The following is a 12475-nucleotide window of genomic DNA, read 5'->3' on the forward strand; positions in this document are numbered from 1 at the left end:
GGGTTATTTTGCCACACGACCAGTAAGGTCGTTCCAAGACAAAATCAATTTTTCAGACAAAAACTCAGAACTGCTAGCTTGATCACTAACAAAGCGTCGGGATTAACGAGACGCAAAAGGTAAGAAGGCTCATTTAACATCGTCTATTAAAAGACAAGGCGACTTAAAAACAAGATGCATTTAAGATGAAAAGTCTTAAAGGCATAGGTATTAAAAGCAGCACGTCTTAAAAATGGAGTGTTCAACAAGCCTCTATATTAAATAGTCTTAGTGACTAGATCATCTGAATGTTGATTTGGTTGTTGAGAGGCTCAACCTTCTCCTGCAACCTTTTCAAATCTTCGATGACCGCATCATTCAAGCGAGTCTCTGCCTTATGGCGCGTGAGATTCTGCTGCATGCGATCTTTCTTCGTCAGTTCCTGTCTTGCATCTCCGCGAGCCATATCTTTTACGATATGGTACAGCTCAGAAAGAGCAGGATACTCAGAATCAAAATCGACACGCTCATCACCCTGAACGTTATCCATAATGATACACACTCGGATACTGATCTCAGGTAAGTCACACTGGCCTTGAATACCCGCTAAGCACAAAGTATTTACGTTTTCGTAAATCGTCGCGTTACGTTTTTCAATGGCAAGTGCTTGATGCTGCTTTTGCAACTCCGTCTGCTTCTTCACTTGAAGTAGAAGGTAACCTGCGTAAGAGCCCAAGCCGAGAATGATAATTCCACCAGCAATTGCTAATAAGGTTACGTTCATTGGCTATTAACCTTTAAAGCTGTCTAAGTCGAAATCTTCGAATTGAGATAGCAAGTCTTCGTCAGAGCTTGCTTTCTTCTTAGAGGCAACAGGTGCTTCTTCGAAGATCTCTTCTTCATCGTCTTCTGGCTCTAGCAGACCTAAGCGGCCCATTAGGTGTTCGATACGATCAAGTTTCTCATCAACAAACTTCTGCAGACCAGCACCTAGGTTTTCACCATTTTCGATACGATCTAGCAATGTGTTCAGTTGAGCATCATTCTCAAGCATCTCTAACTCTTGTTCGTTAGATAGCTTGCGCTCTTGTTTCGTCGACTTCTTCGCTGGTTCAACAATCAGCGGGATTTTTTTCTTGCTGCCTAAACGAGGGTCGCGAGCTAGTGCAGCTTTACGCTGTTTTGCTTCGCTACCATCAGAGTGACGGCTGCCAGACTTAAGGCCTTTACGCTTTTTAACACGCTTACGTTCACGACCTTCAACATCAGATTCACTACGGTTACGAGTAACCATAGGTTCCGGAGCGCCAAGTGCTCCCGGTTTTCTTGATTTCTTACTACGACCCATTACTGCACTTTCCTCAGTAAAATTACATCATTTCCAAAAAATTCTAGTTCGAGCTTATCCCGCTCTGCCAAAAACTGGAATGTTTGACGACTAAAGAAGACGACATGTGTCGGGTCATTCTTGTAGTGCCAACCAGCAAACGCGTCTACGTCTATTACTAGTTTAGTCATAAGACCAATCCAGCCCTTGGGTTTAACTAAATTCAACCATTGCTGCCACACTTTGTCTGGGTGATAAAGATGCTCTATCACCTCCGTGGCAGTCATAAAGTCATACGTTTTTTCCAACACAGAAGCTTCTGGGTGGTAATAGATATCGTACAACTCCATGGTGTGTCCGGCTTCTTCTAACATAATAGATAGCGTAGGGCCTGGGCCACAACCAAAATCCAACCCTTGTGAGTTAGATGAAATTTTGTCTGTTAGTGGATCCGCGATGCGAGATAGAAAACGGCGATAGCCTGCATCACTAGGATCGTTCTCATGGAGATCATAGTGTGCTTTTTCTTCTTTTGCTTCTAACCTTTGTTCAGGTTTAACAAATACCAGTTCACATTGCTGACACTGCAGATAGGCTCTGCGTTTGTCTTCAAAATAGTGATTCACGCCTTGGTGATGGCATAAGGGACAAGTATACATAGCACATCCTTAAACAGGGATGCGAAACATACCAGAAACTGAGTTTATAGTGGAGAGGTATTGGGTGTTTTTTCATCAAATCAATAAAAAAAGCGATAGGAAAACCTATCGCTCTCTAAATCTGCCTATATCGGCCAAAATTTGCATACTCAACTTGGTACACAAATCTCCATTTGTTATTGGTGCTTTCCATGCCAAATTTGTTTGTTGTTCATCGTCCTGATGAGTTTTGGCTATCCTTTTCTAACACCTTGTTGCTGGGCTGTCCTAGCCTGATCCGTTTCTGTCTATACCGTTAGACTAGATGACCATCCGTATCTAAGTCAGCTCCTAGCTGATGGCGGCTACTTTACCTTTTTACAAAAAGACTACAAGAGTGCGAGCTCACACTTTTGTACACAATTCGAACACGCATTGATAAATTAGACATTAACACAAACCGGATATATAAAATCAATACAAAAGAAAACGCCCCAACCATTACTGATCGGGGCGTCTCTTCAATCTCGCTCGAACGTACATTTCATTGCTCTGGCTAAGAGCAAGAAACCGACATATTAGTGTAAACCACCAACGTACTTCGATAAGGTATCAATATCTGCGTCTGTTAACTTTTTAGCTACATCACGCATCATCGCATTCATGTCGTTATTACGGTTACCATCGCGGAATTTCTCAAGTTGAGCCTTGATGTAATCTGCGTGCTGACCTGAAATCTTAGGGAAACCAGAAAGTTCGGTACCATTACCACGAGGGCCGTGACAAGCAATACAAGCCGTTACGCCGCGTTCTGCGTTACCCGCAGTGTAAAGAACCTTACCTTCATCTACTACATTTTCAGGAGTAGAGTTACTAGAGATAGGGAGAGATGCGTAGTATGCCGCTAGGTCAGCCATATCTTCTTCAGATAAAGGCATCGCCATTGCACCCATTACAGGCTCGTAACGACCTTGTTTACCACCACTCGTCATACCTAGCTTAAGCTCTTTTAACTGCTTCTCTAGATACTTCTCATGTTGACCAGCCAGCTTAGGATACTGAGTGATCAGACTGTTGCCGTCAGCACCGTGGCAGGCAACACATGTTTGTGATTTGGCTTTACCAGCTTCAATACTACCTTGAGCCCATACTGAGCAGCTGGCTAAAAGACTCAAAATTAGCGCTAATTTCTTCATGACATTCCATTATAATTATCAAGCTTCCAGTACCACTCTATGTTGCCACTCATGGTACAATAGGCGACCTTATGCCGAGCACGGTTATTTTACACAAATTCACAAAAAAGTAATCAATCGACTACACAAAGTCGAGATGGAGTTAACAGTGAGCGTAAAAATTCATTATCAAAACACGCATTTCATTACCAGTGCACCTGATATTCGTCACTTACCAGAAGACGAAGGGATCGAAATTGCGTTTGCAGGACGCTCCAATGCTGGTAAATCTAGCGCACTAAACCGCGTTACAAACCAAAAAAGCTTGGCGAAAACCAGTAAAACCCCAGGTCGAACTCAGCTAATTAACCTATTTAAGGTTACCGACGGCTGTCATATTGTCGATTTACCGGGATATGGCTTCGCTCAAGTACCGCTTGAGATGAAGAAAAAATGGCAGAAGTCGCTAGGTGAATACCTACAACGACGTGAAAGCCTAAAAGGTTTAGTGGTATTGATGGATATCCGTCACCCAATGAAGGACCTTGACCAACAAATGATCTACTGGGCTATCGATAGCCGCATCCCAGTACAGGTTTTGTTAACAAAAGCAGACAAACTGAAAAGCGGTGCGCGTAAAGCACAGCTACTGAAAATCCGTAATGATGCGAAATCTTTCGGTGGTGATGTAGCGGTTGATGTCTTCTCTTCAATGAAGGGCATCGGCGTTGACCAACTGCGTGCCAAGATGGATGAGTGGTTTGCACCTGTGTTTGCTGATCAGATCATTGATGAGCTAGCGGACGAAGAGCAAAACGACTCAGAGTAATTCTTCTATCTATAGCTTTATCTATAATTAGAAGTTAAAGCACTTACAGCAAGTGATTTAGCCTTATTAATACCCTTCCTTATATAGGTGGGGTATTTTTTTGCCCAAAAATTAGTGAGTTAAACCTAAGTCTTGAGAATTAAAGACAAGATTAATCAGTTAGAAACGAGAGAAGTGAACCATACTAAAAGACACATCTAAATAAACAGAACAATGAGAAAGGAATACTCATGTGGAAAACACCATTGGCCATCATTGCACTTATGTTGATCTCACTGACAGGGTTTGCCTCTGAAGCAGAACAAGAACAAGTCCCATTAATCAATGTCGATATGACCTTAGACCTAGATGGTATGGAAAGGTACGCAAAAGACGCGAGTGAGTCTCTTGAGGTGATATCGCAATCTTTGCAGGCGATAGTCAACAACCCCAACCTCAGCAATGACCAACAACAAGCCTTGAATCAAACCGTTGAAAGCATCAATCAGCTTGCGAGCTCCACCAAGACATCACTCAATCAACTCCCACAAGTCTTAGACCAATCTCGACTCGCCTTTAAGAAAACCAGTCAATTACTGCTAGATGATATCCAAACTAAAATCATTATTGCGTTGGCAGCCGTTATCACTGTCATTGTTATCGCGTTGACCGCTATCTATCTACTTATCCTAAAACCCATGCAGCAAACCTTGGTGGAAGCGACCAACAATATCTCTTCTATGGCGCAATCTATCCAGATCACGGCCGAAGCTCTGAAATACAGCACAGAGAAACAACAGGAAATCATGGACTACATTGAGCATTCACCCACTCAATATACTGATAAATAAGACGTAAACGATCAATGCATTATGAGTCACTTGTAAAATAAAAGTTATTTTCAAGAATAAAACAATGCACTTAGAGACGGATTAAAATTACCAATTGCTGATTGAATTCCAGATCTAAGGCAATCAAGTGTTTATCACGGAGCTTAGGGAAAGCGTAACAAAAGGCACTAAAAATGGGAGATTTTACGGGGGAATAGTAGGTTGGAGATATTTTTCTTTCGCACAAGAAAAAACGCCCCAGTCAAATACTGACTGGGGCGGCTGAATCAGCCTAATCCAATAACGTGAAACAAAAGGTCTGAAAGATAGAACATCTTACCTCTGTACCCTACAAGATTTAATGTACAACAATTGCTCAGAAATGAAAACCATTTTTGTAGTTTTTTTTCATGAACGTTTTATTAAAACACCCAAAATCTTCTTATGACTTAACTTTATTCGAGACAAAAAAAAGCCAGTGTTTGTGCACTGGCTCATACTAATTTACTCAATAAGGTCAAAAACTGATTAGTGGGCTTGATCCCAGTTGTCACCGTGGCCAGCTTCCGCGACAAGCGGTACTTCTAGCTCTGCGGCGGATTCCATCAATTCTTGTACTTTACTTTCAATTTCGGCTAAAGCTGACTCTTCCACTTCGAAGACCAATTCATCGTGTACTTGCATAAGCAGTTTCACACGACCATCGCCTTCCGCTTGAATCCATTCATCAACCAACAGCATCGCTTTCTTAATGATATCTGCTGCTGTGCCCTGCATTGGCGCGTTGATTGCCGCACGTTCAGCAGCCTTACGACGCATGCCATTTCGAGATTGAATCTCAGGAAGGTGCAGACGACGACCGTAAATGGTTTCAACAAAGCCTTGCTCTGAAGCCGCGCTGCGTGTGTCTTCCATATACTGCATCACACCTGGGTAACGCTCAAAGTAAGTATCCATGTAGTGTTGTGCTTCGCCACGAGGAATACCTAGCTGCTTAGCCAAACCAAAAGCACTCATGCCGTAGATAAGACCAAAGTTAACCGCTTTAGCACGACGACGCTGCTCAGTGGTCACACTCTCAATATCAACACCAATGATCTCAGCAGCCGTTGCCGCGTGGATATCTTTGCCTTGTTGGAATGCTTCCAGCAGCGCTTTGTCACCTGATAGGTGCGCCATGATACGCAATTCAATTTGAGAGTAATCGACCGCTAGAATCTTCCAACCATGTTGTGCAACGAATGCTTGGCGGATACGACGACCTTCTTCATTACGAATTGGGATGTTCTGTAGGTTTGGATCAGTCGAAGACAAACGGCCCGTCGCGGTCACCGCTTGATGATAAGACGTATGAACACGACCAGTCTCAGCGTTGATCATCTTCGGCAGTTTATCTGTGTACGTCGACTTAAGCTTCGCAAGACCACGATACTCAATGATCAACTTAGGTAGCGGGTAATCAAGCGCCAGCTCTTGAAGCACTTCTTCGTTGGTTGAAGGTGCACCTGATGGCGTTTTCTTGATAACTGGCAGACCCATTTTTTCAAACAGGATCGCTTGCAGTTGTTTTGGCGAGTTCATATTGAACTCTTGCTCTGCTATCTCGTAAGCTTTCTGCTCTAGCTCATCCAGACGAACCGCAATCTCTTGCGATTGAGCCCCTAACAACATGTCATCAATGAATACACCTGTGCGTTCAATGCGAGACATCACAGGAATCAGTGGTACTTCGATTTCTTCATAGATGGTTTTTAGCTTTTCATCTTGCTCAATGTTTTCCATCAGGCGGTTATGAAGACGTAATGTCACGTCAGCATCTTCTGCAGCGTATGGAGACGCCTCACCCAGTTCTATCTGGTTGAAAGTAAGCTGTTTCTTACCTTTACCTGCGATTTGCTCAAATGAGATGCAGCTGTGCTGAAGGAAACGCAGCGCTAGGCTGTCCATGTCATGCTTGCCACCTACGCTATTGAAAACGTAAGACGCCAACATGGTGTCATGTTTAATACCCTTCATTTCGATACCGTAGCGCGCTAGCACACTCATATCGTACTTCAGGTTTTGACCCACTTTAGCTTGAGCATCATCTTCAAGAATCGGTTTAAGTTGTTCAAGTACCCAATCACGATCCAGCTGTTGAGGTGCATCTAGGTAATCATGAGCAACCGGTACGTAAGCGGCAACGCCCTCGTCCGTCGCAAATGATAGACCGACCAGGTTCGCCACCATGTAATCAAGGCTGTCTGTCTCAGTATCAAAAGCAAACAATTCAGCTGCTTTAAGCTTTTCTAACCAAACATTGAATGACGCTTCATCTAGAATCGTTTCGTAGTTGCTACGATCAATCGTTACGGCAGACGTATTCATCTCTACAGTAGACGTTGCTGAAGAAGCACTGTTGCGTACCGCACCAGCTCCCGCTGCGGCAGATTTCTCAGCCGCCTCAACCACACCACTGCCACCTTCAAGGAGCTCGTTCAACCAAGATTTGAAGACCAGTTGACCGTATAACTTAATCAGCTCATCGATATTGGGTTGTGCTTTTACCAATGACTCAGGCGTCTCTTCAAGCTCAACATCTAGCTTAATTGTTGCAAGCTCGTAGGACATGTCAGCATTGGCTTTATTATCAGCCAGCTTCTTAGCCATCGTCTTCGAACCGCGGAAACCAAGCGCCGCAATATCATCAAGATTCTGATACAACTTTTCGATACTACCAATGCCTTGTAGTAAAGCCGTCGCTGTCTTGTCACCCACACCCGGAACACCAGGGATGTTATCGACTTTATCGCCCATCAGTGCCAAATAATCGATGATCAGTTCTGGCGGGATACCAAACTTCTCAATCACACCTTCGCGATCCATTACCACGTTGGTCATGGTGTTGATCAGAGTAACGTTGTCATCAACTAACTGCGCCATATCTTTATCACCAGTACTGATAAGTACAGGCATCCCCATCGCAGAAGCTTGAGAAGCAAGCGTACCGATCACATCATCTGCTTCAACGCCAGGAATAGAGATAAGTGGCAAACCCATCGCACGAATCACATTGTGCAATGGTTCTATCTGGCAACGAAGATCGTCAGGCATAGGTGGGCGGTTTGCTTTGTACTCTGGGTACATGTCATCACGGAACGTTTTCCCTTTCGCATCAAAAATAACCGCAATACGATCAGAAGCAAATTGACGCATCATGCTGCGTAGCATGTTAACTACACCATAAACAGCGTTCGTTGGGATATCACCATTGCTCATGGTGCCAGGGTAAGCATGGAACGCGCGATATAGGTAAGAAGAGCCATCGATCAGAATCAATGGATTATCAGGAATACGAGCCATAATATTTGTGAATCCAGTAAGTACAGAAATTATCTGTTAAGAATGCCACGTCTGTTGGTTGGATTCCATGTTGTCGATCTGTATCCGTTCACTCGGTTGTATTCGTTATAATCGATTTGTTGTTATTTTTTGTTCTTAGACGCAAGCGTTCTGTGGATAACTCTGTTTATATTATTTATCCACCCTGTTGAGAAGTAAGGTTAACAAATCAAAAAACACCAGCAATACACTGAAAATAAAGAATAATTTTACAGATCGAACATATGATCAACGATCTTTTTACGATCCTGCATTGTGGAAAAGAATGCTGATGGCGTTTTATTCATAAAAAAACGTGCCACTAAATATGCATATTGTTGAATTGGAGGTATAAAAAAAGCGACACCCGAAGATGTCGCCTAGCAAAAACTGGTAAAGCCATTCAAATTGAATACCACAGCTTTACCTAAAAGCTATAAATTACACTGGAAGCAATGTGAGCAATGTCGTGTCAAAAAGAACTTAGTACAAGTTCGCGAGAATTCTGTTGGGTAACCAAGTTGATACTTGAGTACTTAACATCCTTGTGAACATTTCCTCATTCCCTAAGACAGGGTTAATAATAATGATTCTCATTTAATAGTCAACAACTAAATGATAATAAATCTCATTAAATTCATTTTAAATGATTTATCACCCCGATAAAGCAAATCATTAAGCTGATAATTGCTTCACGAAATGGATTCGATTTTCATTAATCTCTTCTTTTTCTTCCAATTTTTCAATTCGATATCCATTTTTCAATAGTAAACACAGCATCGCAGGAAACTGGTTACGAGATTTTACTTTCAGCTGCTCATAACCCCGCTCTTGTGCCCACTGCTCCTGAACATCTAATTGAGCCTGTGCGACCCCCTTATTTCTTGCAAGCGGTGACACACCACCAAACCAACTATAGAAAGTATTTGAGTTAAGCTCATAACCAATTTTAAAGCCGAGTAACACGTTCGCCTCTTCAGCCACTAAGATCAGGCTCTTTTTCCCTTCAAGCCGAGCTGCCAGTGAAGCGACACTCTCTTTTCTAGCAAATTCAGAGATCTGCTCGACAACAGACACAACCTCTCCCAGTGAACCTTCACGTACTATGACTGACATCTTCTTCCATCCTCATAAGCGAAAGGGCTGACACAATGGCCAACCCTTTTACTGAATATCACTTAAGTTAACGTTAAGTTGTTACTTTTCTTTTAAGTGCTTGGCTGCTTGTGCATTGTCTTCAGCAAGCCACTCTGCAACATCTTTAGCGAAGTAAGTCAGAATGCCATCAGCACCAGCACGCTTAAAGCACAGCAGTGATTCCATAACGGTGTCGCGTTCTTTCAGCCAACCGTTTTGAATTGCTGCTTTGTGCATCGCATACTCACCAGACACTTGATAAGCATACGTTGGTGCTTGAAGTTCATGTTTCACACGACGCACGATGTCTAAGTAAGGCATGCCTGGCTTAACCATCACCATATCCGCACCTTCATTAAGATCCATTGCCACTTCGTGAATCGCTTCATCGCTGTTGGCAGGATCCATCTGGTAGTTCTTCTTATTACCACCTTTCAGGTTCGAAGCACTGCCGACTGCATCACGAAATGGGCCGTAATAACACGATGCGTATTTCGCAGAGTACGCCATAATCTGAGTATGAATATAACCCGCTTCCTCTAACGCTTCGCGGATCTTACCAATACGACCATCCATCATATCCGACGGAGCAACCACATCTGCACCGGCTTCAGCATGCGATAACGCCTGCTGAATCAACACTTCAGTCGTTTCATCATTCATCACGTAACCATCTTCATCGATGATGCCGTCCTGGCCGTGAGTAGTAAATGGGTCCAGTGCAACATCAGTAATCACACCCATATTTGGCACGTGCTCTTTTAATGAACGTACCGCACGCTGCACTAAACCTTCTGAATTATGAGCTTCAGCCGCGCATAAGCTTTTAGCATCTTGGTTCACGACCGGAAACAGAGCAATCGCCGGAACACCCAATTTTGACAGGTAATCCGCTTCTTCAAGCATCAGATCGATCGACAAGCGTTCAACACCCGGCATTGACTCGACAGGCTCGCGGCGGTCTTTACCCATCAGGATAAACATTGGGTAGATGAGGTCATCCACAGACAATTGATTTTCTGCCATTAGGCGACGGCTAAAGTCGTGTTTACGCATACGGCGCATACGGCGACCTGGGAATTGACCTTGAATTGAAACAGACACTAGATTCTCCTTGCCTAGTCTAAGCACCGAAATGCTTAGATATGAAAAGTGCTAAATACAGGCAAAAGCATATCACTGATGGCTCAGGACGCTAGCAGTAAAATATAAAACCCACTCAAAAACAGGGATAAATGGCAAAAAATGACCTTCTCCTCACACTGCCGTATACTCATGACAACTCAGTAAAGACTGCTTTCAGGACAAAATAATGATCGACACCCATGCTCATATTTACGCGAGCGAATTCGATGAAGACCGTGAACAAGTCGTGCAACGCGCACTGGCTCAAGGTATTGATACCATTCTATTGCCGAACATCGATTTAGAATCTATCGAGCCCATGTTAGCGACGGAAGCTCAGTTTCCTGATGTGTGTCGTTCAATGATGGGCTTACACCCTTGTTATGTGGATGCGAATATCGAGCAAACCCTCAAAACCATTCGAGCTTGGTTTGATAAACATGACTTTATCGCCGTGGGTGAGATTGGTATCGACTTGTACTGGGATAAAACCTTCAAGGCTGAACAAGAGATGGCTTTCGTGACTCAACTGCAGTGGGCAAAAGATCTAGACCTACCTGTCGTGATCCACACGCGTGATTCCATTGAAGAGACACTTGCCCTGCTTCGCCAAGAACAAGATGGCAGCTTACGTGGCGTATTCCACTGCTTTGGCAGCAGCTTAGAGGAAGCCCAGGCAATCAACGAGCTAGGCTTTCACTTAGGTTTAGGCGGTGTATCGACCTTTAAGAACTCAGGAATGGACAAAGTGATTCCACATCTTGATATGAATTACGTCATTCTAGAGACAGATTGCCCATACTTGGCACCAACACCGAATCGCGGTAAACGTAATGAGCCAGCCTACACGGAATTGGTAGCAAAACGCATCGCTGAATTGCGCGGGATTAGCCTTGAAGAAGTCGATACCACTACTTCAAAAAATGCTAGCGCTCTATTTAATATATAAGACCTTATTCCACATAACACTTTAGAGCTACTCATTGAAATGCATAGGTGTGTGATTTAATATTGATAATTATAATAGATCAAAATTAAATCGAGCTGATTATGTGTGAACACACTATTCACTTACAACGTCAACATCGAACCCTATGGCATAAAATTTTGGGCATCAAAGAGCTCTATATATGTCAGAACTGTGGCTATCAGTTAAAGGTTCGATAAAATCGACATAATAAAAAAGCGGCCTCGGGCCGCTTTTTATTGTGTGATTTTTGCTGAAGGGCTCTAGCAAATTATGTTCTTACAGCAGAATCAAGACTCAGCTTCTTCCTCTTCATCCGCATCTGGCTTACGCACATAGAAACGTGCGAAGAACAGACCAATCTCAAACAGAATACACATTGGAATCGCCAACAGTGTCTGCGAGATCATATCGGGAGGTGTCAGCATCATACCGACGATAAAAGCACCGACAACAATGTACGGACGCTTTTCAGACAGAGCCTTAGGCGTTGTCGCCCCCGTCCAACATAACAAGATAATCGCTACTGGTACTTCAAAGGCAATACCAAAAGCAAAGAACAGCGCGAGTACAAAATCGAGATAACTTGATATGTCTGTTGCGAACTCTACCTGCCCTAAGGAAATAGCCGTGAAGAAACTAAATACCAATGGGAATACTACGAAGTAAGCAAACGCCACACCACAGTAAAACAGCAAAGAACTTGAAGCCAATAGCGGCATGATCAAGCGTTTTTCATGCTTGTACAAACCCGGAGCAACAAAGGCCCACACCTGATACAAAATAAACGGCACCGCGACAAAAATAGACGCGATTAAGGTTAGTTTTAGCGGTGTAAAAAATGGCGATGCAACATCCGTTGCGATCATCGTCGCCCCTTCAGGCAGACGATCTACCAAAGGTGCTGATACGAATTCATAAATATCATTAGCAAAATAAATTAGCCCGACAAATATCACTAGAACGGCGACAATCGCGCGTAGTAGGCGATTACGTAATTCTAGAAGATGGCTAATTAAAGGCTGTGTCTGCTCAGTCGAAGACATGTCAAACCTCTTAAACAGGAAGATCGAAAAGGAGCCGCGCACCTATCTATCCAGTTGAATTGGTATCCACTTGAATAGTTATC

At 43.3% G+C, this 12475-nt stretch carries 11 protein-coding genes; 3 read left to right on the forward strand and 8 right to left on the reverse strand.

What is annotated here, in order from left to right; genetic code table 11:
* Nucleotides 1-274: 274 nt before the first annotated feature.
* The 4 genes from ACED25_RS09475 to ACED25_RS09490 all read right to left on the reverse strand — a co-directional run bounded on the left by ACED25_RS09475 (nucleotide 275) and on the right by ACED25_RS09490 (nucleotide 3140).
* The gene (locus ACED25_RS09475; RefSeq protein ID WP_017099250.1) at nucleotides 275-763 is read right to left on the reverse strand and encodes a DUF2489 domain-containing protein; all 489 of its coding nucleotides are present in this window, start codon (nucleotides 761-763) and stop codon (nucleotides 275-277) included.
* A gap of 6 nt (nucleotides 764-769) precedes the next feature.
* On the reverse strand, nucleotides 770-1327 hold the full coding sequence (gene yihI, locus ACED25_RS09480) for a Der GTPase-activating protein YihI (protein WP_004735577.1): 558 nt from the start codon (nucleotides 1325-1327) through the stop codon (nucleotides 770-772).
* Nucleotides 1327-1965, reverse strand: a complete 639-nt coding sequence (locus tag ACED25_RS09485; protein WP_012602994.1) for a class I SAM-dependent methyltransferase — start codon at nucleotides 1963-1965, stop codon at nucleotides 1327-1329. Before ACED25_RS09485 ends, yihI begins: the two co-directional genes overlap by 1 nt.
* A gap of 557 nt (nucleotides 1966-2522) precedes the next feature.
* A complete protein-coding gene (locus ACED25_RS09490) occupies nucleotides 2523-3140 on the reverse strand; it encodes a cytochrome c (RefSeq protein WP_009848044.1) in 618 nt (205 codons plus the stop codon).
* Nucleotides 3141-3288: 148 nt separating this feature from the next.
* On the opposite strand from ACED25_RS09490, the gene yihA reads away from it, so the two are divergent.
* Nucleotides 3289-3948: a ribosome biogenesis GTP-binding protein YihA/YsxC gene (gene yihA / locus ACED25_RS09495; RefSeq protein ID WP_009848045.1), complete on the forward strand. Its 660-nt coding sequence runs from the start codon at nucleotides 3289-3291 to the stop codon at nucleotides 3946-3948.
* A 230-nt stretch (nucleotides 3949-4178) separates the two neighbouring features.
* Entirely contained in the window at nucleotides 4179-4778 is a 600-nt protein-coding gene (locus tag ACED25_RS09500) for a GTP-binding protein (protein ID WP_102249026.1), read from the forward strand.
* Between the two features lie 507 nt (nucleotides 4779-5285).
* Here the strand turns inward: ACED25_RS09500 and polA are convergent.
* The 3 genes from polA to hemB form a co-directional block, all read right to left on the reverse strand.
* On the reverse strand, nucleotides 5286-8099 hold the full coding sequence (polA, locus tag ACED25_RS09505) for a DNA polymerase I (protein ID WP_371695157.1): 2814 nt from the start codon (nucleotides 8097-8099) through the stop codon (nucleotides 5286-5288).
* A gap of 693 nt (nucleotides 8100-8792) precedes the next feature.
* Entirely contained in the window at nucleotides 8793-9233 is a 441-nt protein-coding gene (locus ACED25_RS09510; RefSeq protein ID WP_009848048.1) for a GNAT family N-acetyltransferase, read from the reverse strand.
* 81 nt (nucleotides 9234-9314) lie between these two features.
* Entirely contained in the window at nucleotides 9315-10358 is a 1044-nt protein-coding gene (gene hemB / locus ACED25_RS09515) for a porphobilinogen synthase (RefSeq protein ID WP_009848049.1), read from the reverse strand.
* A gap of 208 nt (nucleotides 10359-10566) precedes the next feature.
* On the opposite strand from hemB, the gene ACED25_RS09520 reads away from it, so the two are divergent.
* Nucleotides 10567-11328, forward strand: coding sequence for a TatD family hydrolase (locus tag ACED25_RS09520; RefSeq protein WP_371695158.1), 762 nt, complete (start codon nucleotides 10567-10569; stop codon nucleotides 11326-11328).
* A 308-nt stretch (nucleotides 11329-11636) separates the two neighbouring features.
* Here ACED25_RS09520 and tatC read toward each other — a convergent pair whose 3' ends face one another.
* Nucleotides 11637-12392 (reverse strand): twin-arginine translocase subunit TatC, encoded by a 756-nt coding sequence (gene tatC / locus ACED25_RS09525; protein WP_009848051.1) that lies wholly within the window; start codon nucleotides 12390-12392, stop codon nucleotides 11637-11639.
* Between the last annotated feature and the right edge of the window lie 83 nt (nucleotides 12393-12475).

It is taken from the genome of Vibrio sp. 1F263 (assembly GCF_041439035.1).
In the GTDB taxonomy this organism is placed as follows: Bacteria; Pseudomonadota; Gammaproteobacteria; order Enterobacterales; family Vibrionaceae; genus Vibrio; species Vibrio tasmaniensis_A.